Here is a 24,664-nt window from a genome sequence, read left to right as displayed (position 1 = left end):
TTATTACTACTCACACACCTGTCTTACGGTGTTGATTTCAAGGAATGTGGTACCTTCAGAAGTTCCTAATGGGCCGCTAAGGTATGCAAGTCTGTCGTCGAGTTCGATATAGCCTTTCTGACGCAGCATACGCACAGCAGCAAGGAATAGTTCCTTCGGTGATATTTGTTCTTTCTGATATACAGGTATGACTCCATACGAGAGATTGAGCCAGCGCTGCAGTTTCTCTTTATAACAAATGGCGAGCACGGGGTTAGGGCCACGGAAAGCAGCAAGGTGCAGAGCTGTCTGCCCTGTTCCACTGTCTGTAATGATACCCTTGACGTTCATGGTCTGTGTAGCCTCAATAGCACTTCTTGAAAGGAATTCCCTTACAGAACAGTTTTCCGACATTGGTATTACGATATCGTTTTCCCTAACCTTGTCTTTTTCCGCCTGCTCTGCAATCTGCGCCATTGTTCGTACCGCTTCTACAGGATAGTCGCCAGTTGCAGTTTCGCCGCTTAGCATCAGTGCGTCAGTGCGGTAGTATATAGCGTTGGCGATGTCTGTCACCTCAGCCCTTGTCGGGCGCGGGTTATGTATCATAGTATGCAGCATCTGTGTAGCCACGATAACAGGTTTCTTTGCTCTTACGCACTTTCTTATGATGCTTCGTTGTATTCCAGGAATGCGTTCTATTGGCACCTCTATACCAAGGTCTCCACGAGCGATCATGATACCGTATGAAGCATCGATGATTTCGTCGATATTGTCTACACCTTCCTGGTTTTCTATCTTTGATATAATCTTTATATCGCTGTTTCGCTCGTCAAGAATGTCTTGTACGGCTTTCACGTCAGCAGCATTTCTGACGAAAGAATGAGCAATGAAATCTATGTCTTCGTCTATTGCGAGATTGATGTTCTCTATATCTTTTTGAGTGAGTGCAGGAAGGTCGATATGCACACCAGGAACGTTTACACTCTTGCGTGCCCCCAGTTCACCTTCGTTCTGTACCTGAGCAATGACTGCAGGTCCGTTTATTTCCAACACTTTCATAGCCAGTGCGCCATCGTCAAACAGGATGTCGTCACCCACGTGAATATCTTGTGCGAAATCGCGGTATGTGAGGTTAATGATATCGTGTTCAGTATCCATTTCCGGCCGTCCGAATATCTTTACCACATCTCCGATTTTATATTTCAAAGGACTTTGACAAGTAGTAGTTCTTATCTCCGGCCCCTTTGTGTCGATAAGTATGCCAATATGATGCGACACGCTTCTCACGTTTCTTATTATCTCCCTTATTCCTTCAGGCGTGGCATGGGCAGTGTTAATTCTCACCACGTTCATACCTGCCTCAAAAAGGTCTTTAATAAACTCTTCACTACATCTACGGTCGCTGATGGAAGCCACAATCTTAGTCTGTTTCATTGCTCAAAATCTTGTTTGTGTTAAAATAAAAACCTAAATACGTGTGCAAAGGTATAAAAAAAAATGAAGAATGAAGAATGAAGAATGAAGAATTTTTCTTCAGGCAATGATTTTATTGACAAAAAGGAGTTAAGGAGTAAAGAAAAAAGAAGTTAAGGAGTTAAGGAGTTAAGCCAAATGTCTAAGCTGAGAAACTTCCTTTCGGGAGTTTTCTGGGCTTTGACATACGTCTTTAACTTCTTTAACTTCCTTAACTTCTTAGAGTTGAGCACATGCGAAACTTAAATTTTTAATTTTTAATTTTTAATTTTTAATTTTTAATTTTCCTTACTCCTTAACTTCTCACTTCACAGCTTCCAGGTAAAGCACTCGGCTCGACCATGCGTTTTTCTTGTTGTAATCCACGTCATGGGTGTATGGAATATCAAGGCCGTTGGCCATCAGGTATTCCCCAGAGAAGGTTTTGCCCTCAAAAGCCAATGGATTGTTGTCGATGCGGTTGAACTCGTGGATGCGATAGTATTTCGAGGCATCCAAGCCTGCCATCTTCACACGTGGCAGATGCTGGTTGACGAAGGTCTCAGTCTTCCACCAGTAGAAGGCGGCCTTGTCTTTGGTATCGTCAACATACATCAGAGACGCCACTCCCTTCTTATCGTATGGAGACTGCAGACGATAGATGTTTCCCAGTTGTACTATGGGTCGAATGGTCTTATAGTCAGCAATGGCCTTTCTACACAAGGTTTTCTCTTCGTCAGTCATGTTCTTCGGCTGTATTTCCATGCCAAGGCGTCCGCTCATTGCCACGTCGATGCGATACTTCAGCGGTATGGTGCGGAAGGTCTGATGGTTGGGAGCGGCACTGATATGCGATGCCATGGTGATGGCTGGGAAGAAATAGCTTGTGCCCCACTGCATATATACTCTCTGCAGTGCGTCGGTATTGTCGCTCACCCAGAACTCGTCGAAGTATGGCATATAGCCCCAGTTGGCACGTCCGCCTCCTGAAGCGCAGTCCTGGATGATGAGGTCGGGGTATTTTGCACGTATTCTCTCACACAATTTTATGAAGCCCTTATGGTAGTCGATGAGCAGATGGCTCTGGCGGTCCATCGAGAGATACTGCGAACCATGGTTGCGGATGTTCATGTTGGCATCCCACTTGATATAATACAGGTCGGGATTCTCCTTCATCAAGTTGTCGACGATGGAGAAGGCGAAGTCCTGCACCTTTGGATTACTGAGGTCGAGAACGAGCTGTGTGCCGCCTCGTCCCATCTCGAGGTCACGTCCAGGAGTCTTCACCACCCAGTCAGGATGCTGCTCATAGAGTTCGCTTACGCTGTTTGTCATCTCCGGTTCAATCCATATACCAAACTTGATGCCATGCTTTGTTGCAGCCTTCACAAGTCCAGGCACTCCATTGGGCAACTTCTTGCGGTCCACCACCCAATCGCCAAGCGACGAGTTGTCGGTCTTGCGTGGATACTTGTCTCCGAACCATCCGTCGTCCATCACAAAGAGTTCTCCTCCCATAGATGCGATGTCGCTCATCATCTGGTCCATTCCCTGTTCGTTGATGTCGAAATAGACACCTTCCCAACTGTTGAGCAAGATGTCGCGCACCTTGTCGCCATGTGCAAGCATATATTTTCGTCCCCACTTGTGGAAGTTGCGTGAAGCTCCGCTAAGGCCCTCACGGCTGAAGGTGAGCGCGAGCACGGGAGTCTTGAACACTTCTCCCTTTGCGAGATAATATTCCGATGCCTCTTCGTTTATTCCTGCAAAGAGTTGGTGATATTCATCGTCGTGTGTGTTGATGCTCAGCTTATAATTTCCTGTATAGCAGATGGCAGCACCTATCACGTCGCCGCTGTTCTCCCTTGCCTTTCCGTCGAGCGATATCATCACCTCGCCGTGCGATGTGTGAGAGTTGCGCACACCATCCTTGTTCTCAATGACAATCATTCCTGCGTTGAGAGGCTCCTCACACAGTTGTCCCTCATTTGCCCAAGAGCCATAAAGGTGTGACACCCAAACATCTCCGCGTCTTATTGGTAGACTGCCTGAGTAGAATCGTGTCAGACGCACAGGTTTCTTCTCCTGATGGAAAATCTCGGTCCATGTCTCTATCACTTCCGACTCAGGTCGAGTGCGATAGCATACGTTTACATAGAACGGCTGCACCTTGTCCTTCATCTTGAATATGGTTACGTCGCCCTGTTTTTCCACCTCCTCCAGTCTCAGTTCAAGAGCCATGTCGCCATTGGCATGCACCACTGAAAGGGCATATTCCTGGTCGCAGTTCACTCCGTAGGCCGGATAAGTGCTATAGTAGTTCCACTGTCCTTTCCATCCCCCAGTCTCGCAGTGTGTGACGATGTCTTTGTCCGACAGTTTGGCACCATAATACATAAACTTCAGGTCATTTCCCTTTGTTGCATCCACCACGAGGGAAGTAGTCTTTGTTGAAATGTTTACGTTTTCCGCTTGCAGTCCCAATGCAGCGATGCAGCTGACAACAAGAGTCGTTAGTCTTTTTTTGTTCATAAAATATCCATTTTTTTAGGTTATACTATTTCTTGGGTGCAAAGGTAACACAAAAAAATGAAACAAGCCGATACTATTTTTTCATTTTGTTCCATTATTATTGCAAAAAAAACCGCATGAGCAATAAAAGCCATGCGGTTCTTTACATATTTCTTACTTATCAGATTTTTTCTGGCATCCTTCCTGCTTCTTGCAGCACTCTTTTGTACCTTTCTTTTTGCAGTCAGAACATTTCTTGCCTTCAGTGCATTTTTTGTCAGCCTTCTTGCATTCAACCTTCTTGCATTCAGCCTTCTTCTGGCATTCGGCCTTCTTGCATTCAGCCTTCTTCTGGCAGCACTCTTTCTTTTCACCATCTTTCTTGCAACAGGTATTGTTGTCCTGTGCGAATGCCATAACAGACATCATCATTATGGCAACCATTACAACGATTTTTTTCATCTCTTTCTTAATAATTTTGTTAATTACCTAATGAAACATCACTATAAGCAATGCTTTTCCCGAGGCAAAGATAGAAAATATAATTGTAACTACAAAGAGTATTTCAGAAAAATTGTAGTGCAAAAAGATTTTTTAAGTGTTCTACCACTTCAGCTTGCCATATTTGTCCTTATACCACAACTGCCAAGCGTTCACCATGTTCTGCCATAGCACATAGGCACCTGGAGCCACTGCGGCAAGCGGGTTGAGGAAGGAGATGGTCAGCCAAATGCCCACGACGGTGTTTTTCTGTCCCAAAGCCTGTCCAGCGCTTATACTGTCGCCAAACGGGCGTCCCACGGCCTTGCCTATGGCAAAAAGAGCGATGGTGACAAAAAGAGGAAGTATGATAAGCAAGACCAAAGTATGGCCTGACACCGTAGAGAGAAGGATATTGCGCATTGTCACTCCCGACACTATGGCAAGATTGACACACCAGAGATAGAAGCCCAGGTCTTTCTTTTTTGCTAACCAAGAAGTGAACGATGGAATCACCTTTCTGCTTGTAAGTGCCAATACCAAAGGCACCACGAGCACAACGGTCACGTTTTTCAGCACCATGAGCACCGCAGCAAAGAACTCAATGTCAGCACTTTTCTCCACCATTGGGAAGAAGAGCGGAATGATGACGGATGTCACCACATTGGCAATGATTGTATATATGGTGAGCGAACCGATGCTGCCTCCAAGTTTCTCTGTCACCACAGGTGCAGCCGCCGCTGTTGGGCAGATGATACAGATAAACATTCCTTCGAGCAGGAGTTTCACGTCTGCATCGGAAGTCAATGTGATTAGCCATACGAAAAATCCAGATAAGGCAATGCGTATGCCTTGGAGAATAAAATGCCATGTACGAGGCTTCATTTCCTTTATCTGTATCTTACAGAAGGTGACATAAAGTATCGTAAAGAGCACCACAGGCATTATATCGAGAAACAGTGGTCCTGCCACATCGCCTATGGGTTCCAATATCTCTATCTGTGAAAACATCAGGTAGGACACAACGCCAACCAGCAGTGACACTGGAAGCGAAAAACGTTTAAAAAAACTTTTCATTGACTGATATTTTGATAGTTAGATATAATATTCCGCCGAATCAACGAGTCCAGCCCTTAAGGCATATTTTGTTGCCTCATGAACATTGTTGACACCTATCTTGCGGAATATGTTCTTGCGGTGGGTGTTTATCGTGTGGAAACTGGAGTAACGCTTTTCTGCTATCTCCTTAGTGGTCATCCCCAGCGCAATATCTTTAAGTATTTCTATTTCTGTACGCGTCAGTTTCACCTCGTCTTCATCTGTGGATTGCTGCTCCGGGGCAAACAACTGTTCGGTTGTACGCTGGCATATGTATCGTCTGTTATGGATGGCGTAGTCTATAGCTTCACGTATCTCATGCATCGGCGACTCCTTAAGCAGCACACTGAAGCCGTGGCCCATAGCCATCACCCTCTTTACAAAGTCCAAGGAAAGGTCAACACTAAACAACAACCATCTCACCTCTGGGAAACGGTCGTGCAGTATTTGAAGTTCCTCCACATCGTTGATATCGAAGAGTGTATAGTCGAGCACAACAATAGCATCGGGATGCTGTCGGAGTTGTTCAATCATCTCATATTTGTCTTCTGCCAAATGGCAGTCGGCGCCTGCAATAGAACTAAACACATACTGCATTCCTGCCCTGGTTATGTCTTGACGGTCAGCTAAGGTAATCCACATATGTCTATCTATTTTTTTTCTCGACTAAAGTTTGTCTGCCATTTCAAGGGAGAACTTCTCATGGCTCTTGCGCATGTGGACATACATTGCCATAAACACAGTGATTTCCATCAAAGGATAGAGGTATGGTATGCCTGCAAGACATGTGACATAGATAATTATGGCGCGTGAGTTGAACGTGAGAAGGTTGGTGTACTTCATCAGCGGCAGTGAGTTGTACCTGAACTCGTCGCGTAGCGTCTGCGGCATATCCTCCAAATTAGGCCAACGCAGTTTCACGGTCTTGTAGAAAGCCTGGAATCCAGGAGTACGTTTTTCCTGGCTTTTGCAGTAGTTGGCATAGTTGAAATAAAATATCTTAGCCCAGAAATTTCCCTTCCACGTCATTGACTCATAGATGGCGCGCTGGCTTTTATAGTCGTCGAGCTCACTGCCTTTCTTTCCCAAGAGGAAGTAAAGGTGTATCTGACGGTAATAATCGGCAAGCGACGACTGGGGCGAATGACACAGGAAGCCTGCCACACTGCATAATATGACGCTGCCTATTCCCCATGTATATCCATCGAGAAAAGGAACTGGCTCATTGTAAAGGCGGCAGGCAATGGCTACATATATGGCGAAAAACCATAAGTCGCCCGAAAATCCGTCAAGCATGCGGCCTATTAGCGTCTTCTGTCCGGTCAGGCGGGCAAGCTGGCCGTCGGTGGAGTCGCAGAAGTTGGCAAACATCAGCAACACCACTCCATAAATATTATGTTCAAGGTCAGGAAAATAGAACATCATACCTGCTCCCACACCAAGGATAATGGAGAGAATGGTGATGGCATTGGGATGAACGCCCAGCTTTTCCCACATCAGTGCAAAGGCAAGTCCTATGGGTCTGGTGAAGTGAACATCAAGCCATTCCTCGGTGTCCTCCGACTTGTACGACGCTTTCAGCAATTCCTTAAAACTTCTCTTTTCCATTTTTTTATTTATTACTTAACTTTATTTCGCATTCGTTCAACTCCAGAAGTTAACTTCCTTTTCTTGCAATAGTTGAATTACTTAAAAACTCTTCAGCCTTTTGTATGTCTGAAGCATGGTCTATGTCAAGCACCTTACTGAACTTATAAGCTTTCAGCTCCAAACCATCGGCAATGAGCGCACGCTGAAAATTGCGCATACGGCTTTCTCCTCGGTCGATGCAAGCATGAAGCGTGGTGATGGAACGTGGGGTAAGACCATAGATACCACCCGAAATAAAACGGCAGCTGTCGCTCTTGTCAAGAAATCCGACAATCTTTTCATTGTCGTCCACATCCACATAGAGAGGTTTCTCGTCGTCTACGTAGTCTGTTACACCCATTAGTCCGTCACTGCCGTTCTCTATCGCCTTTTCCAATGCCTCGATATAGGCTTTGAATTCTTCGGGACGGAATATGGTGTCAACAGTTGTGAGACAGAATGGGCCTTCGCTGAGGTATCGGCTTATTTCATAGAAACTATGCATCGACGATGGCGTACTCTTCACCACGAACCTCAACGGTATTGGTCTGCCCTTAAGTCCGTTCTGCTGTATGTCGAGCAGATGTCGGCTCACAAGCGTGGTGAGATCATTACAGATAATCACTATTTCCTCAGCGTCATTATCCATAAAGATTTTGATAAGACGGTCTACAAGCATATCATCACCAACTGTTACCAACGGTTTAGGCGAGTCTATACCTTCCGCAGCCAATCGGCTACCCTCGCCAGCGGCTATAATAGCATACTTCATTCTACTTTCTTTTTGTGAATTTGGGTGCAAAATTACAAAAAAGAATGTAGAATGAAGAATAATTCTTAAAAAAAAAGGAAAAAAGTGCCAAAGGCTTTATCCCTGTCAATTCCTGATGTTGATAATATAGTCGCCTGAGCCTGCTTTCGACTTTTTCAGATTACTTACTGTTCCACTGATGCTGATGTCGCCTGAACCAGTGAGATTTGAGTCTACGGTGCCACATTTTTCACAGTCCACCTCTATGTCGCCTGAGCCTGTGAGCTGCACCCTGGTATTGCCCACCCTGCGCTGTCTTACCGAGAGGTCGCCCGAGCCTATCAGCGTGATGTCGTTTGTCATGGCCTCAAGGTTTTTCACTTCGAGGTCGCCTGAGCCTGTCACTGCCATTTTTGCATGGTCGCAAATGAGAAGTCCCTCGATGGAGATGTCGCCTGAGCCACGAACCGCCAGGCTGATATTGTCGGTGTCGATAGTCTTGGTGCTCTTGAAATCACCCGAACCGCTCACTTCCACTCCTATAAGGTCGGGGGAAGTGACGCAGACAACAAACCGGTCGCCTTTGTCGAAGTTGAACATCTTGCTTCTATAGTTTTTCAACGACACTACAAGGCGCTCGCCGTCGAGTTCTGTCTTCACTACGCCAAGTGCATCTTTGTCAAGCACCTTGACCTTCACTTCATAATTCCTTCCCTGGGTATACACTACCTTCGGGGAACCATTGACCTGGATCTGATTGAATCCTTTGATTGGGCGTGTTTCCTCTGCATATTCCGCCTTTTTGAAATCCGTCGAGCTCACACATGACATCAGTGTTATCAGAGCTGCTACAAACATAAATACTTTTTTCATTGTTATCTTCTTTCTTATTATTTATTCGTTGTTCTGACCTTTTGACGCTCAAAAACGAAGAAAAGTTGCAATAAGAGCATTTTTTTCGAAAAAAAACCAATAATACTGCCGTTTTTTCTTTTTTATTTAATAATTTTGCAAATGTAAACGATAAAACTCCTTATATTATGACAACAACAGAATGGGTTTTGGACATTATAGACATGCTAAACGAATACCTTTGGACCTATGTGGTGATAGTGATGCTCATCGGCTGCGCCATATATTTCACAATAAGGACGAAAGGTGTACAGTTCCGGCTTCTGAAAGATATGTTTAATGTAATTGCCAATCGCCCTATATATATAAATAAGGTGGAAAAGGAAAACCTTTCCACGGAAGACGAACGACTGAAAAAGATTGGTTCTTTCCAGGCTTTCGCCGTGTCGTTGTCCAGCCGTGTAGGCACCGGCAATCTTGCAGGAGTGGCTTCGGCTATATTCGTTGGCGGACCGGGAGCCGTGTTCTGGATGTGGGTAATGGCACTCTTTGGCGCTGCAACGGCATTCGTGGAGTCTACCCTCGCCCAGCTTTACAAGCGGCGCGGCGAAGACTCGTTCTATGGTGGTCCGGCATACTACATGCAGTACGGACTGCACAGAAAGTGGATGGGAGTGCTCTTCGCCGTTCTCATCACAATCACCTTTGGCATTGCCAACCAAGTGGTTCAAAGCAACACTCTCTGCGATGCCGTTGCAGACACTATGGGTGTCGAACAAGACAAGGTAGGACTTGTTCTCACTATCGCCACAACAATGATCATCTTTGGTGGTGTGACGCGAATATCACTTTTATCAAGCATCATTGTTCCAATCATGGCAGTAGGCTATATCTTGCTCGCCGCATTCATTCTCATTACCAATATCACAGCCATTCCAGCCATGATATCACTCATCGTCAAGAGTGCCTTCGGCTTCGAACAGGCTGCCGGAGGTATGGTTGGCGTGGCCATGATGCAGGGAATAAAACGCGGTCTCTTCAGCAACGAGGCGGGCGAGGGCTCGGCTCCCAACGCGGCTGCCATAGCTTCCACCTCACACCCTATAAAGCAAGGATTGCTACAGGCTCTCGGTGTGTTTGCCGACACACTGGTCATCTGTACGTGCACGGCCTTCGTCATACTTCTTTCAGGCATCTATGATTCAGGGCGCGACGGCATCATACTCACAAAATACGCTCTCATCACCCATGTGGGAAGCCTTGGCGGACTGTTTGTCACCCTGGCCATCTTCTTCTTTGCCTATAGCACCATCATCGCCAACTACTTCTACGGCGAGACAAACATACGCTTCATCACACAGTCGGGAAAGACAATCTTCGCCTTCCGCGCCATCACAGGGGCAACTGTCATGATTGGAGCCACGGTCACTCTACAGACTGCATGGTGCTTGGTTGACTTGGCCATGGGATTTATGACACTGGTAAATCTCGTTGCCATCATTCAGCTCTCCCCAAAAGTATTCCGACTGCTCGACAACTATATTGAGCAACGACGGAATCACCAAGACCCGCAGTTCAAGCGGTCGATGATGCCGGAGATTGAGAAGGATGTGGAGTGTTGGGAATAAATAAGTTAACTTCCTTAACTTCAAATATATACATAACTTGAATAATATAGAAATGGAAAAACAATATCAAATTCAATATCCATCGGTGATGGAAAACAAAAAGCTGATGTATGTACACGGATTTGCATCCTCAGCACAATCGGGCACAGTGTCTGTTCTGCGACAACTGCTCCCTAACACAGAAGTGGTGGCATACGACATTCCACTCGACCCGCAAGAGGCCATCGCATTCCTTAAAACAAAATGCGAGGAAGACAAGCCTGACCTCATCGTAGGCACGTCGGCTGGAGGCATGATGACCGAACAACTCTACGGCTTCGACCGCATCATCATCAACCCTGCCTTCCAAATGGGTGACACCATGGGAAAACATGGAATGATCGGAAAACAAACATACCAAAACCCAAGACAAGACGGAGTGCAGGATTTTATCGTCACCAAGGCTCTCGTAAAACAGTTTGCCGAACTTACAGAACAGTGTTTCACACATGCCGACGACAAAGACGAACAACAGAGAGTCTGGGGACTGTTTGGCGACAAAGACCCGCTGGTAAACACCTTCGACCTCTACCGCCAACACTATCCACAAGCCATCTACTTCCACGGCGAACACAGACTGAACGACAAAATAGCAATCCACTATCTCGTGCCCGTAATACGATGGATAGACGACAGGCAGGAAGGACGCGAGCGGCCTGTGCTCTACATCACCATCGACGCCATGAGGGCGCCACAAGGACAGGCAAGGCCCAGCATGCACAAATGCTTTGAAATGCTGCTCGAACACTACGACGTGTATTTCGTTTGCCCTGCTCTCACCAACGAAAAAGAAATGATGGCTGAAGACCACGACTGGATAGAAGAGGCCATCAGCGCACCGGCATACAATCGCATTGTTTACGCCAACAACACCGCCCTGCTCTATGGCGACTATATGATTTCCATGCACGACGACGACAAGTTCATGGGAACAAACATCAGATTGGGCAGCGACGAGTTTAAGACATGGGACGAAATCATCACTTATTTCGAAAGATTAGGAGGACAATGAGAATATTTATTTATCTTATTCTTGCCACCGCTTGTCTTGCAGGTTGTACTGCATCATCCGACAAAGAAAAGGCAAAAGACACGGAAAAGCCAGTGGAGACAACAGACACCACGGCAGTGCTCATCATGCAGCTGCAACGATGCTCGAAACTCTACACTGCTGAATACGACATTCACAAAATCATTACTCATTCAGACGAAAAACGTCTCAAAGGCAAACTGCTTAACCATGAGTTTGACGTGAAAATGCCTCTCGGCGACAGGAAAATAGCTATCCCAATACTGGTGAAACTAAAAGCATATATCGACTTCGCAAACTTCAGCAAGGAGGACATAAGGCAAGAAGGAGACAAGATTGAAATCCTCTTGCCAGACCCTCAGGTGGCTGTGACAAGCAGCAGCGTCGACCATGAGGAAATACGTGAGTATGTCGACATCACACGAAGCCGGTTCTCTGACGCCGAACTGTCTGACTACGAGAGACAGGGACGCGAGGCCGTGATAAAAGCCATACCTGAGACAGGCATTTTTTCCACTGCACGCGACAATGCCGCTCAACTCATCATACCCATGATAGTGAAAATGGGATACGACGAGAAAAACATTACCGTTACATTCAGAAAGGACCATCAGTGGAAGGTCCTCAGTACCAAGGATTAATATTCAACCATCATGAACGTGAAGAAAACAATACTGGCTCTGCTATCACGGTTTAAGCTTCAAATCACTGTGGCTGTCGTGGCCATCGTGGCTGTAGCCATGATTCTCTCATGGCTCGGCAAAAACGTCGAGTCGGCTTCCATAGAAATTGTGTCTGACAACAAAATCGACATCACACCGCAACAAATCAAGGCTATAAAGGCTATAGGACAATGGGAATTCCTAGCCATCAACCACGAGGTGATGGTCGACAGCGTGAGAAGGGGAATATTCTACGACGACCAACTCGTACGCATCTATTACGGTACACTACGGCTGGGAGTCGACATGCACCGAGTATCTCCCGAATGGATTGTGGCGAAGGGCGACACCATTGCCGTAACCCTGCCGCCAGTAGGGCTGCTCGACGAAGACTTCATCGACGAGACACGCACCAAGTCGTTCTACGAACGGGGGAAGTGGACACCAAAAGCACGAAAAGCCATGCTCGACAAAGCATACAGAAAAATGAAGGCAGACTGTCTGACAAAGAAAAACATCGAAATAGCACAGAACAATGCAGACATACAGATGCGAAACATCATGAAGTCAATGGGGTTCAACAATGTCACGATACGCTTTGCAGACAATAAGGATACTGGAAACGACAAACACAAATAAATAAAAAAGATGGAACAGCTAAACAACTATTTCTCAGACATCAGCACCTTTCTCTGGGGCTGGCCAATGATGATTCTCCTTCTTGGCACTCACCTCTTTCTCACCATCAGACTGAAATTTCCGCAACGAAAGATCTTTACCGCCATAAAACTCTCGGTCACACGCGACCCGGGAGCCACAGGCGACGTTTCGCAGTTCGGTTCCTTAGCCACTGCCCTCGCAGCCACCATCGGCACCGGAAACATCATCGGTGTGGCAACGGCGGTGTCGCTTGGCGGACCTGGCGCAGTGCTGTGGTGCTGGCTTACAGGAGTGTTCGGCATAGCTACAAAATATTCCGAAGGACTTCTCGCCATAAAATACCGCGTAAAGACCAACGACGGGCGTATGCTCGGCGGACCGATGTACGCCCTTGAGCGCGGACTGGGCTGGAAATGGCTCGCCATACTCTTTGCCGCCTTCACAGCCCTCGCCTCCTTCGGCATAGGCAGCACAGTGCAGGCCAATGCCATGTCGGTCATGACCTTCGAGTCTTACGGCGTACCGCAATGGCTCACAGGACTTGTGGTGTGCGGCCTGCTTGGCGCCGTGGTGTTCGGCGGAGTGAAAAGCATTGCACGCGTATGCGGTTTCCTCGTGCCGTTCATGGCTCTCTTCTATGTCATAGGTTGCATCGTTATCCTCTTCATCAACTCCTCGTTCGTCCTGCCCGCCATAAAGCTCATCTTCCAGTCTGCGTTTTCTCCTGAGGCAGCAGGCGGAGGTTTTGTGGGCTCTGGAGTGATGCTGGCTGCCAGATATGGCATCGCCCGCGGACTGTTCTCCAACGAGTCCGGACTCGGTTCGGCTCCTATCGTGGCAGCGGCGGCACAGACACGCAATCCTGTGCGACAGGCCTTGGTGTCATCCTCCGGCACTTTCTGGGACACCGTGGTCATCTGTGCCATGACAGGACTCGTCATCGTGTCGAGCATACTTGCCTACCCCGACATCGACTACACCCACGGAGCCACACTCACCAAGATGGCATTCTCCAAAATACCATACTTAGGCACTCCAATGCTTGCCTTCGGCGTGCTCACTTTCGCCTTCAGCACTGCCGTGGGATGGTGCTACTACGGCGAGAAAGCCGTTGAATATCTTTCAGGCAAGAAGTTAATGCTCACTTATCGCATCATCTATATCCTCTCCGTATTCTTTGGCAGCATCATCAATCTCACCCTCGTGTGGAACATTGCCGACTGCATGAACGCCCTCATGGCAATACCCAATCTTCTCTCCCTCTTGTTCCTCAGCGGAGTACTCGTGAGCGAGACAAAAAAATATCTCTGGGGAGGAAAATTGGACGAATACAGCGAAGAATAATCATCAATACAGAAAAAACAGATGAATATCCAGCCGATAGCACACTTCCGTTCTCCGCTCACCACCAAGTTCGGCATACCCCGCCAGAGCGGCATCATAAGCAGCCTGCGCGGAACGATAGTGTTCGACAAGGAATACCAAGACCCCGAAGCGATCCGGGGGCTTGATGGTTTCGACTATATATGGATAATATGGGGATTCTCTGAAAATGTGGACGCAAAGAAACACTCCACGGTGCGTCCTCCCCGTCTTGGCGGAAACGTGAGGCAGGGAGTGTTTGCCACCCGATCTCCATTCCGTCCAAACAATATCGGGTTGTCGTCGGTACGACTCGTGAAAACAACTCTCGACAGCAAAGAAGGCCTTTGCCTCGAGGTCGAGGGTGCCGACCTGATGGACGGGACTCCCGTCTACGACATCAAGCCATACCTGCCAGAGTTCGACAGTCATCCCTCAGCCCGGGCTGGCTTTGTGACCACCAGCGAATGGACGCGTCTCGAAGTGATTTTTTCCACAACGGCCGCCACAAGCCTGCTGACCGCAGCCGACCTGTCTGTTGTCACCCAACTGCTGTCACAAGACCCTCGTCCTCATTACCACACGTCTCCCGACCGCGTCTACGGCATGCCCTACAATAGTTTCGACATAAGGTTCCGTGTGGTAGGTTCAACGGTAGAGGTAGTGGAGATTAGAGAAACGAATCCCACTTGTCCCTGAAGTCAGTCATCTTGTTGAATATCAGGTCCGCCCCTTCGTCAGCAAGCATCTTGTTGGGCAGCGGTCCAGTGTTCACCGCCACAGTAAAGATACGTGCAGCTTGTGCGGCACGCACTCCGAGCGGCGCGTTCTCCACCACGATGGCCTCCCAAGGTTCCACCCCCGCCTTAGCCAATCCTTTCAGATAAGGCTCAGGATTAGGCTTTCCGCGCTTCACGTCGAAGCTCGACACAATCATTCCCGGCTCGATAAGCCCCTTGAAGTCATGCTCCAGCTTTTCCAGCAGCGACACCTGTCCGCTGCCAGTCACCACCACTATTTTCAGTCCGCAGGCCTTCATCTTTTCCTGCAGTTCCTTCACCCCTTCCATCATCAGCGCCATAGGTCTTGTGGAAAAGATACGCGACTTCTCGTCATACATTCTCTGCGACTCCTCGTCAGTAATCTCCACGCCACGTTGTTCCTTCACAATCTTCTTAATAGTCTCCACACCGCGCATCCCTTCATAAGCATACGCGTCAGCCTCACTCATCTCTATGCCAAAAGAAGCCATTGAAGTATGCCAGCTATAAGCATGGTTAGGCATGGAGTCATACAACACGCCATCCATGTCAAAAAGGGCAGCTTTCGGAGTGAAAGCCCTAAATCCAGTTTTCCTGAGATAATTCTCTATTTCTGTCGTATACATCGTATATTGAATTTTCAACGTGCAAAATTAAGCATTTTTTACCTTTTAGAGCACTATTTGTTGAAGAAAAAGCGCAACACAAAGTAATCTTTAACATTTCTACACCCCCATTCGTTTGCATATATGCAATAATAATGCTACTTTTGCGGCTAAAAAAAAGAATTACGTCATTATGCTCGAACTGAAAAACGTAACTATAAGCCACAACGGGGCGACACTTGTCGACCACCTGTCATTCTGCGCCGAAAAAGGTGAGATAACCACCATCTGCGGACCATCTGGATGCGGGAAGACAACCCTCATAAGAGCCATGATGGGCTTCCATCCTGTTGACAAAGGGTTTATCACCGTCAACGGCGAACTGCTCACCCCACTCTCAGCACCTGCATTCAGAAAATTCATGGCCTACGTGCCACAAGACCTTTCGTTTCCTGTCGACACCGTAGCAGAACTGGCAAACATGCCATTCACGCTTCAGGCCAACAGCACCATAGCCATTTCACGTGAAAGCATCACCGAACAGTGGAAAAACCTGGCTCTCGACAACTCGTTGTACGACAAACTCGCCAACGAGATAAGCGGCGGAGAGCGACAGCGTGTGATAATAGCAAGCCTCTCACTGCTCAACAAGCCAATAGTCATTGTCGACGAACCCACATCAGCCCTCGACCAAGAGTCGTCAAAGCTCGTGGCAAATTTTCTACATAGGCTCGCCCAAAAAGGTTCTGCCGTAATCGTAGTAACACACAATCCTGATTTCTATAGCGACAAAAAGATAACATGGACATTACAATAATTAACATGGTGGCTGGCCTGCTGCTCATAGCGGCACCACTCTACGTCTTCTACAGGTTTAAGACAAACCTCATCCGCAGCTCCATAGTATCGTTGGCGAGAATGATAGTACAGATGTCGCTCATCGGCATCTACCTCCAGTATCTCTTCACATGGAACAATGCCTTGATAAACATTGCATGGGTTGCAGTGATGGTTGTGGTGGCAGCATCTACAGCCATCAGACGCACACATCTACGATGGCAGACAGCCCTTCTTCCCGTGGCAGGCGGCTTTTTCACGGCCTCAATGCTTGTCGGAATGTTTTTCCTGTTCATCGTCCTCCGTCTTCCCAACCCCTTCGACTCTCGCTACTTCATTCCTATCATGGGCATACTGATGGGCAACATGCTCAGTGTAGCGGTCATAGCCCTGTCTACCTATTTCGACTCACTTCGCCGCGAAACCACATTATACTACTATCTTCTGGGCAACGGCGCCACCCACCTGGAAGCCATCACCCCCTTCATACGCAAAGCTATTGAAAAGTCGTTCACCCCATGCATAGCCAACATGGCGGTCATGGGACTTGTATCGCTCCCAGGCACCATTACAGGTCAGATTCTTGGCGGCTCATCACCGGGAATAGCAGTGAAATACCAAATCATGATTATCATCATAACCTTCTCAGCCTCAATGGTTTCACTTGCAGTAACCCTATATCTTACCGACCGCAAGTCCTTCGACAGCTATGGCCGTCTAACACTCACCCACACCAATGATTGACCTACGTCAAACACGTTGACCTAAGTCAAAATAAGGGCAAAAAGCAAGAAATAAAGGCAAAATTGTGTACGTACACAGCAAAAAACGTTGTACCTTTGCAGCGTCAAAAGAAAACAAACAGGATAACACACAGGATGTGAAGCTGCATCCTACGAATGAAAAAAAAGATTGTTTAATTTAAAGAAAGAAAGGGTAACATTATGAAAAAGTTAGTAAACAAACTTACAGCAAGCAAGAAGTTCAACAAGTATTGCGTAAACATGCTGAAGATGTACAACTACGGAAGAGTAAGCATTCCAGCATAAATATGAAAGAAGACCGCAACATCCCCGTATGTTGCGGTCTTTTTTTTTGCAAACTCTGACCCGCGGTTACCCGGTTACCTCGGTTACCCCGGTTACCCGCCATGTTTCTGTAGAGAAGAAAGTATATTAATAATATATATATTATTAATATACTATATATATAGGACCCTAAAAACACAAACACGTGGGGTAACCGCGGTAACCGGGGTAACCGGGTAACCATACCCCAAAGTTCCCCTCGCGAGGAAGTTTTTTTTTCATCCCGAGGCAGCAAACCACAGCCATCGGTTACCTCGGTTACCCCGGTTACCTCACGTGTTTTAATTCCACACAAAATTTAGTGTTTGAGGGATTATGTACTGCATACTATGGTTTGCCGATACTATATCCGGGACAATGGCGCTCGGCATCGAGGACAACTATTGCAGAAAAAGAAATAATGCAGTAACTTTGCATCATGAAATTCTCAAGATATGGATAATGAATATTTAGGTATCACTGGAGAAAATCTGTGTTTTTCTTGGAGAAATGAAATAAATAATGTATCTTTGCCCCAAAATATAAAAAATACTTGATTATGAAGTACCCAATAGGAATACAAAGCTTTGAGCAAATACGTGAGGATGGTTATGTCTATGTTGACAAGACGGCATTGATTTATGACCTTGTCAGCAAGGGGAAGATATATTTCCTCAGCCGCCCCCGCCGCTTCGGCAAGAGCCTGCTCATTTCTACACTCGAAAACTATTTCCTTGGACGCAAGGAACTGTTCCGCGGACTTGCCATCGACACGCTGGAGAAGGAGTGGAAGGAATATCCTGTGTTCCATTTGGATTTCAATGGCGGGAACTTCGACAAAGACGGCGAACTTGACAAACGTATTCTTGGAAGTCTTGAGACATGGGAGAACCAATGGGGCAAAGACCCAATAAACAAGGAGCTTGGCGCAAGGATTGCCCATGTGCTAAAACAAGCGCACGAGAAGTCAGGACGACGCGCTGTCGTGCTTGTTGACGAATACGACAAGCCGCTGCTCGACGTTATTGACACTGACTATACAGGACTGCTCAACGGGAAGGAAACAAAACTTGAGGACATACATCGAGGTATATTAAAAGGTCTGTACAGCGTGTTCAAACTCGCCGACAAGCATCTGCAGTTCGTGTTGCTCACAGGAGTCACAAAGTTCTCTCAGGTCAGCGTGTTCAGCGGTTTCAACCAGCCGAAGGACATCAGCTACGACTCCCGTTTCGACGCGCTTTGCGGCATCTCGAAGGACGAACTTCTCTCGGTGTTCAAGGAACAGATAAGGGAACTTGGCGAGATGAACGGCATGACGGAGGAAGAAACAGTAGAAAAGCTGAAACGGAAATATGACGGTTACCATTTCAGCAAACAGATGAAGGACATCTTCAATCCTTTCAGCATCTTAAACTGCCTCGACTCCAAAGATTTCCAAAACTATTGGTTCGCCACAGGAACTCCGACGTATCTAATGCGTCTCTTGGCAAACAACCATGAAAACATCAACGAACTGGCAGGCAAGGAATATTCAGCCGCAGAATTTGTAGATTACAAGGCAACAAAGCAAAAGCCGCTGCCAATGATCTACCAAAGCGGATATTTTACCATAAAGAGTTATGACCCCACCTTCGATGTCTATCGTCTCGACTTTCCCAACGAGGAAGTGCGCAGCGGTATGGTTGCGCTGCTTGCGTCTGATTATTTCAGCGACGAGAAATATTCCAACTCATGGTTTGTTGACGTCACCCGTGCCTTGCGCAGTGGCGACATCGAGAAGTTCAAGCTCCAGCTGACGAGTTTCCTCTCCAACATCTCCTACCGTTTCCAGCGCAAAAAAGACGAAAGGGAGTGTGAGCGTCATTTCCAATACACCTTCTACCTCATCCTCCAACTTCTCGGCAAATACAACACCTACGTTGAGAAGGAGACGAGCCAAGGGCGCATCGACTGCGTGTTGGAATGTCCCGACTACGTCTATATATTCGAATTCAAGCTTAACTCCACTGCGGAAGCTGCTTTGAAACAGATAGACGAAAAGGGTTACGTCCAACCATACGCCTCAGACAAGCGCAAGATATACAAAGTAGGCATCAGTTTCTCTTCCGAGACAGGCACCGTAAACGACTTTGCATACAAGCCACGCTTATAACCACCCCGTGTTGGCAGTAAACTCATACCCACTCACTACTAATTTACCATAGTTGTTGTAGTTTACCAACTTTTGGGTTCACTTCAGTACCTATGACCCTTTAACTATGTGTGTGTGTACTATATCAATGTAAGCGTGAAGAGATAGACTACGGCTGCGGGGATAGCTAAAAGGGAGGAGTCGAAGCGGTCGAGCATGCCGCCGTGACCGGGAAGGATGTTGCCACTGTCCTTTACGCCAAGGGTGCGCTTGAAAAGACTTTCAACAAGGTCGCCCCAGGTGCCAAAAACCACTACTGTCAGTCCAAGTCCTATCCACTCAAAAACGGAGAGTTGAAGGTCGTTGACCCCGTAGGTCTCTGTGAGATACCATGCAAGGACAGAGGCTCCGATGACAAACACTCCGCCTCCTACGCTGCCTTCCCAACTCTTGCCCGGACTGACGCGCGGAAACAGCTTGTGCTTACCAAGCAGTGAGCCGCAACAATAGGCTCCGGTATCGTTTACCCAAAGGAACACGAACACTGACAACGGCAGAACTGAGGTGAAAGACATGCCGCCTTCTGTCATGCGGAACGCCAGGACATTGAGCAACGATAGCGGCAAGGCTATGTAGAGCTGGGCTAACATGGTGTATGCCCAGCAGTTTATGGGGTCTTCGTGTTTGGCATACAGTTCCGCCACCATGAGATAGACTATGGTGAGGACGTAGGGGATAAACGCCGTGGGAGGGGTTATGCCGCTGGAGAATCCTGCCATGGCAAAATAGAAATATGTTGCCGCCACTGTGGTGATGAAACGATTGACCGACACGCCATTACGTTCATTCACCAGTCCTGTAAACTCCCATACGGTGAGTCCTGTGACCAGCGCAAACAATGCTGTCATTGCCACAGGGTCGAGGAAACTGACCACTACGGCAGCCACGAACAACACTCCCGTTATGGTTCTTACAACAAGATTCTTCATATAATATGTTTGTTATTTAGCCTTTATTCCTTATTTTTCATTTCGTCATCTTTCACCTTTGCCTCAAGGCTTGTACCCTTGGCCTGAAGCTCTTTTTCACGTTTCTCCGCCATTGCTTCCGCCTCCGCTTTCTGTTGAGCTTCAAGAAGTTCCTCAGAACGGCTGACCCACGGGCGCTTGCCGAAGATGCGTTCCACATCGTCGGCAAAGATGACTTCCCGCTGAACGAGCAGGTCGGCGAGCAGATTATGTCCCTCGCTATGCTCCTGAAGTATTGCCTTTGCCCTGTCGTACTGCTGGTTTATCATCTTCAGTACTTCGTCGTCCATGATTTTGGCGGTTGTCTCGGAATATGGGCGCTGGAAAGTGTATTCGCTATTGTTGTAATAACAGATGTTTGGCAGACGCTCGCTCATGCCGGCAAAAGCCACCATGCCGTAAGCGCTTTTTGTAACACGCTCCAGGTCGTTCATGGCTCCGGTAGAGATACGGTGCAAGAACAATTCCTCTGCTGCACGTCCTCCCAGTGTAGCGCACATTTCGTCGAGCATTTCCTCTTTTGTGGTGATGGCTCGCTCTTCCGGCAGATACCATGCGGCACCCAAGGCGCGTCCTCTTGGCACGATGCTGACTTTCACAAGCGGGTTGGCGTGTTCGCAGAACCAGGAGATGGTGGCATGGCCTGCCTCATGGATAGCGATGGCGCGCTTCTCGGCGTCGGTCATGATTTTTGTCTTTTTCTCAAGACCGCCAATGATTCGGTCTACAGCGTCGAGGAAGTCTTGCTTACACACTGCCTTGCTGTCGTGGCGAGCGGCAATGAGCGCTGCCTCGTTACATACATTGGCTATGTCGGCACCGGAAAAGCCTGGTGTCTGACGAGACAGGAAGTCGATGTCGAGGCTCTCGTCGGTCTTGATTGGTTTAAGATGCACCTGGAATATTGCCTTACGCTCGTTAAGGTCGGGCAGGTCTACATGTATCTGCCTGTCGAAACGTCCAGCTCTCATTAGGGCAGAATCGAGCATATCGGCACGGTTGGTGGCTGCAAGTATAATTACGCCACTGTTGGTGCCGAAACCGTCCATTTCGGTGAGTAGCGCATTGAGGGTGTTCTCGCGCTCATCGTTTCCTCCCATGGCGGGATTCTTGCTTCGGGCTCGTCCCACGGCATCAATCTCGTCAATAAAGATGATGCACGGCGACTTCTCCTTTGCCTGTCGGAAAAGGTCGCGCACACGGCTGGCTCCCACGCCGACAAACATCTCCACGAAGTCACTGCCGCTCATGGAGAAGAAAGGCACTCCTGCCTCTCCCGCCACAGCCTTGGCAAGCAGAGTCTTACCTGTTCCCGGAGGGCCTACGAGCAATGCGCCCTTTGGTATTTTTCCGCCTAACTCCGTGTATTTCTGAGGATTTTTGAGGAATTCGACGATTTCCTGCACTTCCTGCTTTGCCCCAGCCTGTCCTGCCACATCCTTAAAGGTGACATTGGTGGCATTGCCCTTTTCGTACATCTTTGCACGGCTTTTTCCTACATTGAAAATGCCTGACGAGCCTCCCATTCCTCCGCCGCCCATGCGTCGCATGATGAAAATCCAGAAGCCTACAATGAAGACTAATGGCAAGATATTATAGAAGATAATTGAGAAGAAATCGTTATCCTTACTGTTTTCATAACTGAAATCTCCGGAAAACTTCTTGTCTTGCTTTGCCTGTTCAACAAATTGCTCTACCTGGTCAACGGAGCCAAACTGCACTTCCACCGATGGTTCCTTGCCGGTTTTGTCAATGCCCTGCTTGAACACATCCCTGATATGTTCTGGCTTGACATACATGTGGAGTATGCTTTTATCCTTGTTGACAACGATTTTGGAAGCATAACCCTTAATGACCATCTTCTTGAACTGGTCGTATGAGGCTTCGGTCCTTACACTGGAATTTGTGTTTCCATTTGTAAAATAGAGTACACCGATAACAAACAGTGCGAGGATATAGATCCAGTTCATGTTGAACTTCGGCATCCTCATGTTTGGGTCCTGGTTGTTGTTGTTATTGTTATTGCTGTTGTTCATAATAATCAATCAAGAGTTGGCTTTGGTTATTACTCGATATCCGTTATCCGTTCGAAATCAGCATCTTCCCAGAGGTTCTCAAGGTCGTAGTATTCTCTGACATCAGGCAAAAACACGTGAACCATGGCGTCGACATAGTCCATTGCCACCCATTGTGCATTTTCAAGTCCGACTATCTTAACAGGTTTCTCTCCGGTTTCGATTCTTACTGTTTCGGTGACAGAGTCAGTGATAGCTTCCACTTGTGCTGGCGACTGTCCGGTACAGATTACGAAATACCTGCAGATGGCGCCCTCAATATTCTTGAGGTCAGCGATAACGATGTTTGAACCTTTTTTCTCTTGTATTCCCTTTGTGATACTTTCTACTAAATTTTTTGTTTCTTCCATTAATAATACGTTATTTTGGGGGAGTGAATGGCGTATTACGCCCCCACTTCCCGAATTTTGCTGCAAAGTTAATACATTTAATCAAGAAATAAGCATTAAGAATTAAGAAAATGTCTTAATTCCAAACATTATTAACATTTTCACTCTTATTGTCGTTTCAATTTAAAAGAGTTTTCAATAGAAGTGACCTCTGCCACGAATGCCTTGTCTACTTTCAGCCGCTGCTCTATGGCAGTACAGCTGTGGATCACGGTGGAATGGTCACGGCCTCCTATGAGCTGGCCTATGCGGGAAGCTGGCATCTTGGTGTATTTCTGGGCGAAATACATCGACATCTGTCGTGCTGACACGTAGTCGCGCTTGCGGCTTCGGCTCATGACTTGCTGTGTGGTGACATTGAAATGCCGGCAGACGCGCTCAAGGATATCGTCGACCGTGAGTGGATGGTTGTCGGTCTTCACGGCTCGTTTCATTACACGCTCGGCAAGGTGCATGTCGATATTACAGTTGTATACCACTGAATATGCCAACAGTGAGTTTACCACGCCCTGCAGGTCGCGTACGCTTCCGTTGGCGGTCTCGGCTATGAAACGAAGCACGTCGTTGGATATTTTCAGTCCGTCACGTCGACACTTGCTGTTGAGAATGTCTATACAAAGGTCGATGTTCGGTTTTTCCAACTCGGCTATGAGTCCGCACGAGAATCGGGTGATAAGGCGGTCCTTCATGCCTTGCAGGTCTACCGGTGGGCGGTCGCTGGCGAGTATTATCTGCTTACCGTTGCGGAAGAGATGGTTGAAGATATGGAAGAAGGTGTCGATGGTCTTGCCTGCTGTAGCCCACTCCTGAATGTCGTCGACGATGAGTACGTCGATGGTGAGGTAGAAATTGATGAAGTCGTTGACCATGTTGCGCCGAGTGGCATCGGTAAACTGCACCTGGAACAGTCTCGCAGAGACGTAAAGGACACGTTTTTGCGGATATAGTTCCTTACACCTTACACCAATGGCATTGATAAGATGGGTTTTTCCACATCCTGAAGGTCCATAGATATAAAATGGATTGAAGGTGGACTTTCCTGGATGTTCAGCAATAGACATACCTACGGTTCGGGGCAGTTTGTTGCTGTTGCCTTCTATATAGTTGGCGAACGTTTGTTTTGGATTAAGCTGCGTGTTTATCTCCTGCGGCTTGGCAGCATCGAGCATGGAAGGAGACTTGTTGACTCCCGCTTTCGGCTGTTGTTCTATTTGTACGGGCTGTTCTCCCTCCACATCCTGCGAGAGGTTGTGAGACTTGTCTGTAACAATGCGATAAGTGAGCCTTACGTTGGTACCAAAGCAATGGGCAAGAACCTTGCTGAGCAGGCCCACGAAATGCTGTTCCAAGTATTCGTAGACAAACGAACTTGGAACTTGCACCAAGAGAGTGTTCTTTTCAGTTGAGAAACTCTCAAATACGATAGGTGCGAACCATGTTTCATATTGCTGGACAGTTACATTGCCTCGAATGATTTTCAAGCACTGCTCCCATACAGACTTATAGTTGTTGACCATTGTGGTTTTTAAGAATTATAGGTGTTATTATCGTAATATCTGGAATAAGTTGCCGAATTCCGGGTGCAAATTTCGCACTTTTTTTTGAATTGACCAAATGTGGCTTTTTATGCCG

22 protein-coding genes are annotated in these 24,664 nt (G+C 47.4%); 9 read left to right on the top strand and 13 right to left on the bottom strand.

What is annotated here, in order from left to right; translation table 11 throughout:
* Positions 1 to 6: 6 nt before the first annotated feature.
* The 8 genes from pyk to CIK98_RS10565 form a co-directional block, all read right to left on the bottom strand.
* Positions 7 to 1,416 (bottom strand): pyruvate kinase, encoded by a 1,410-nt coding sequence (gene pyk / locus CIK98_RS10600; RefSeq protein ID WP_094384209.1) that lies wholly within the window; start codon positions 1,414 to 1,416, stop codon positions 7 to 9.
* Between the two features lie 342 nt (positions 1,417 to 1,758).
* Positions 1,759 to 3,966 (bottom strand): alpha-galactosidase, encoded by a 2,208-nt coding sequence (locus tag CIK98_RS10595; RefSeq protein WP_094384208.1) that lies wholly within the window; start codon positions 3,964 to 3,966, stop codon positions 1,759 to 1,761.
* A 153-nt stretch (positions 3,967 to 4,119) separates the two neighbouring features.
* Positions 4,120 to 4,407, bottom strand: coding sequence for a hypothetical protein (locus CIK98_RS10590; protein ID WP_094384207.1), 288 nt, complete (start codon positions 4,405 to 4,407; stop codon positions 4,120 to 4,122).
* Positions 4,408 to 4,548: 141 nt separating this feature from the next.
* Positions 4,549 to 5,502, bottom strand: coding sequence for a transporter (locus CIK98_RS10585; RefSeq protein ID WP_094384206.1), 954 nt, complete (start codon positions 5,500 to 5,502; stop codon positions 4,549 to 4,551).
* Positions 5,503 to 5,520: 18 nt separating this feature from the next.
* Positions 5,521 to 6,165 carry a response regulator transcription factor gene (locus CIK98_RS10580; RefSeq protein WP_094384205.1) on the bottom strand — a complete coding sequence of 215 codons (645 nt, stop codon included), beginning with the start codon at positions 6,163 to 6,165 and terminating at the stop codon, positions 5,521 to 5,523.
* 24 nt (positions 6,166 to 6,189) lie between these two features.
* Positions 6,190 to 7,131, bottom strand: coding sequence for a CDP-alcohol phosphatidyltransferase family protein (locus CIK98_RS10575; protein WP_094384204.1), 942 nt, complete (start codon positions 7,129 to 7,131; stop codon positions 6,190 to 6,192).
* A gap of 49 nt (positions 7,132 to 7,180) precedes the next feature.
* Complete coding sequence (locus CIK98_RS10570; RefSeq protein ID WP_094384203.1) at positions 7,181 to 7,924, bottom strand: sugar phosphate nucleotidyltransferase; 744 nt, start codon at positions 7,922 to 7,924, stop codon at positions 7,181 to 7,183.
* Between the two features lie 105 nt (positions 7,925 to 8,029).
* Positions 8,030 to 8,776 (bottom strand): GIN domain-containing protein, encoded by a 747-nt coding sequence (locus CIK98_RS10565; protein WP_094384202.1) that lies wholly within the window; start codon positions 8,774 to 8,776, stop codon positions 8,030 to 8,032.
* Between the two features lie 167 nt (positions 8,777 to 8,943).
* Here CIK98_RS10565 and CIK98_RS10560 point away from each other — a divergent pair, with 167 nt between their 5' ends.
* Genes CIK98_RS10560 through tsaA form a run of 6 tightly spaced genes read left to right on the top strand, consistent with a single transcriptional unit; the run spans position 8,944 to position 14,835 of the window.
* Complete coding sequence (locus CIK98_RS10560) at positions 8,944 to 10,383, top strand: sodium:alanine symporter family protein (protein ID WP_094384201.1); 1,440 nt, start codon at positions 8,944 to 8,946, stop codon at positions 10,381 to 10,383.
* Between the two features lie 52 nt (positions 10,384 to 10,435).
* Entirely contained in the window at positions 10,436 to 11,434 is a 999-nt protein-coding gene (locus CIK98_RS10555; RefSeq protein ID WP_094384200.1) for a YqiA/YcfP family alpha/beta fold hydrolase, read from the top strand.
* A complete protein-coding gene (locus CIK98_RS10550; protein ID WP_172409904.1) occupies positions 11,431 to 12,093 on the top strand; it encodes a DUF4230 domain-containing protein in 663 nt (220 codons plus the stop codon). The genes CIK98_RS10555 and CIK98_RS10550 overlap by 4 nt, the downstream gene beginning before the upstream one ends.
* A gap of 12 nt (positions 12,094 to 12,105) precedes the next feature.
* Positions 12,106 to 12,753 carry a DUF4230 domain-containing protein gene (locus tag CIK98_RS10545; RefSeq protein ID WP_094384198.1) on the top strand — a complete coding sequence of 216 codons (648 nt, stop codon included), beginning with the start codon at positions 12,106 to 12,108 and terminating at the stop codon, positions 12,751 to 12,753.
* Positions 12,754 to 12,762: 9 nt separating this feature from the next.
* Positions 12,763 to 14,118 (top strand): sodium:alanine symporter family protein, encoded by a 1,356-nt coding sequence (locus tag CIK98_RS10540; protein ID WP_094384197.1) that lies wholly within the window; start codon positions 12,763 to 12,765, stop codon positions 14,116 to 14,118.
* A 21-nt stretch (positions 14,119 to 14,139) separates the two neighbouring features.
* Complete coding sequence (gene tsaA / locus CIK98_RS10535; protein WP_094384196.1) at positions 14,140 to 14,835, top strand: tRNA (N6-threonylcarbamoyladenosine(37)-N6)-methyltransferase TrmO; 696 nt, start codon at positions 14,140 to 14,142, stop codon at positions 14,833 to 14,835.
* Here the strand turns inward: tsaA and CIK98_RS10530 are convergent.
* Positions 14,807 to 15,523: an HAD family phosphatase gene (locus tag CIK98_RS10530; protein WP_094384195.1), complete on the bottom strand. Its 717-nt coding sequence runs from the start codon at positions 15,521 to 15,523 to the stop codon at positions 14,807 to 14,809. The genes tsaA and CIK98_RS10530 overlap by 29 nt on opposite strands.
* A gap of 172 nt (positions 15,524 to 15,695) precedes the next feature.
* On the opposite strand from CIK98_RS10530, the gene CIK98_RS10525 reads away from it, so the two are divergent.
* From CIK98_RS10525 to CIK98_RS10515, 3 genes are all read left to right on the top strand, one after another.
* A complete protein-coding gene (locus CIK98_RS10525) occupies positions 15,696 to 16,319 on the top strand; it encodes an ATP-binding cassette domain-containing protein (RefSeq protein ID WP_094384194.1) in 624 nt (207 codons plus the stop codon).
* Positions 16,304 to 17,083, top strand: a complete 780-nt coding sequence (locus CIK98_RS10520) for an ABC transporter permease (RefSeq protein ID WP_253249700.1) — start codon at positions 16,304 to 16,306, stop codon at positions 17,081 to 17,083. Before CIK98_RS10525 ends, CIK98_RS10520 begins: the two co-directional genes overlap by 16 nt.
* Before the next feature lie 882 nt (positions 17,084 to 17,965).
* The gene (locus tag CIK98_RS10515; RefSeq protein ID WP_094384193.1) at positions 17,966 to 19,561 is read left to right on the top strand and encodes an ATP-binding protein; all 1,596 of its coding nucleotides are present in this window, start codon (positions 17,966 to 17,968) and stop codon (positions 19,559 to 19,561) included.
* A 119-nt stretch (positions 19,562 to 19,680) separates the two neighbouring features.
* On the opposite strand, the gene CIK98_RS10510 is transcribed toward CIK98_RS10515, so the two are convergent.
* The 4 genes from CIK98_RS10510 to dnaA form a co-directional block, all read right to left on the bottom strand.
* Entirely contained in the window at positions 19,681 to 20,529 is an 849-nt protein-coding gene (locus CIK98_RS10510; protein WP_094384192.1) for a phosphatidate cytidylyltransferase, read from the bottom strand.
* Positions 20,530 to 20,552: 23 nt separating this feature from the next.
* Positions 20,553 to 22,604, bottom strand: coding sequence for an ATP-dependent zinc metalloprotease FtsH (ftsH, locus tag CIK98_RS10505; RefSeq protein WP_094384191.1), 2,052 nt, complete (start codon positions 22,602 to 22,604; stop codon positions 20,553 to 20,555).
* Positions 22,605 to 22,633: 29 nt separating this feature from the next.
* Complete coding sequence (gene rsfS / locus CIK98_RS10500) at positions 22,634 to 22,993, bottom strand: ribosome silencing factor (RefSeq protein ID WP_094384190.1); 360 nt, start codon at positions 22,991 to 22,993, stop codon at positions 22,634 to 22,636.
* Between the two features lie 146 nt (positions 22,994 to 23,139).
* The gene (dnaA, locus tag CIK98_RS10495) at positions 23,140 to 24,549 is read right to left on the bottom strand and encodes a chromosomal replication initiator protein DnaA (protein WP_094384189.1); all 1,410 of its coding nucleotides are present in this window, start codon (positions 24,547 to 24,549) and stop codon (positions 23,140 to 23,142) included.
* Between the last annotated feature and the right edge of the window lie 115 nt (positions 24,550 to 24,664).

Source organism: Prevotella sp. P2-180 (assembly GCF_002251435.1).
In the GTDB taxonomy this organism is placed as follows: Bacteria; Bacteroidota; Bacteroidia; order Bacteroidales; family Bacteroidaceae; genus Prevotella.
This window is presented reverse-complemented; position numbering and strand designations above follow the sequence as displayed.

Coding starts and splice junctions, on each gene's coding strand:
- pyk (WP_094384209.1), bottom strand. CDS start 1,416: ATGAAACAGACTAAGATTGTGGCTTCCATCAGCGACCGTAGATGTAGT.
- CIK98_RS10595 (WP_094384208.1), bottom strand. CDS start 3,966: ATGAACAAAAAAAGACTAACGACTCTTGTTGTCAGCTGCATCGCTGCA.
- CIK98_RS10590 (WP_094384207.1), bottom strand. CDS start 4,407: ATGAAAAAAATCGTTGTAATGGTTGCCATAATGATGATGTCTGTTATG.
- CIK98_RS10585 (WP_094384206.1), bottom strand. CDS start 5,502: ATGAAAAGTTTTTTTAAACGTTTTTCGCTTCCAGTGTCACTGCTGGTT.
- CIK98_RS10580 (WP_094384205.1), bottom strand. CDS start 6,165: ATGTGGATTACCTTAGCTGACCGTCAAGACATAACCAGGGCAGGAATG.
- CIK98_RS10575 (WP_094384204.1), bottom strand. CDS start 7,131: ATGGAAAAGAGAAGTTTTAAGGAATTGCTGAAAGCGTCGTACAAGTCG.
- CIK98_RS10570 (WP_094384203.1), bottom strand. CDS start 7,924: ATGAAGTATGCTATTATAGCCGCTGGCGAGGGTAGCCGATTGGCTGCG.
- CIK98_RS10565 (WP_094384202.1), bottom strand. CDS start 8,776: ATGAAAAAAGTATTTATGTTTGTAGCAGCTCTGATAACACTGATGTCA.
- CIK98_RS10560 (WP_094384201.1), top strand. CDS start 8,944: ATGACAACAACAGAATGGGTTTTGGACATTATAGACATGCTAAACGAA.
- CIK98_RS10555 (WP_094384200.1), top strand. CDS start 10,436: ATGGAAAAACAATATCAAATTCAATATCCATCGGTGATGGAAAACAAA.
- CIK98_RS10550 (WP_172409904.1), top strand. CDS start 11,431: ATGAGAATATTTATTTATCTTATTCTTGCCACCGCTTGTCTTGCAGGT.
- CIK98_RS10545 (WP_094384198.1), top strand. CDS start 12,106: ATGAACGTGAAGAAAACAATACTGGCTCTGCTATCACGGTTTAAGCTT.
- CIK98_RS10540 (WP_094384197.1), top strand. CDS start 12,763: ATGGAACAGCTAAACAACTATTTCTCAGACATCAGCACCTTTCTCTGG.
- tsaA (WP_094384196.1), top strand. CDS start 14,140: ATGAATATCCAGCCGATAGCACACTTCCGTTCTCCGCTCACCACCAAG.
- CIK98_RS10530 (WP_094384195.1), bottom strand. CDS start 15,523: ATGTATACGACAGAAATAGAGAATTATCTCAGGAAAACTGGATTTAGG.
- CIK98_RS10525 (WP_094384194.1), top strand. CDS start 15,696: ATGCTCGAACTGAAAAACGTAACTATAAGCCACAACGGGGCGACACTT.
- CIK98_RS10520 (WP_253249700.1), top strand. CDS start 16,304: ATGGACATTACAATAATTAACATGGTGGCTGGCCTGCTGCTCATAGCG.
- CIK98_RS10515 (WP_094384193.1), top strand. CDS start 17,966: ATGAAGTACCCAATAGGAATACAAAGCTTTGAGCAAATACGTGAGGAT.
- CIK98_RS10510 (WP_094384192.1), bottom strand. CDS start 20,529: ATGAAGAATCTTGTTGTAAGAACCATAACGGGAGTGTTGTTCGTGGCT.
- ftsH (WP_094384191.1), bottom strand. CDS start 22,604: ATGAACAACAGCAATAACAATAACAACAACAACCAGGACCCAAACATG.
- rsfS (WP_094384190.1), bottom strand. CDS start 22,993: ATGGAAGAAACAAAAAATTTAGTAGAAAGTATCACAAAGGGAATACAA.
- dnaA (WP_094384189.1), bottom strand. CDS start 24,549: ATGGTCAACAACTATAAGTCTGTATGGGAGCAGTGCTTGAAAATCATT.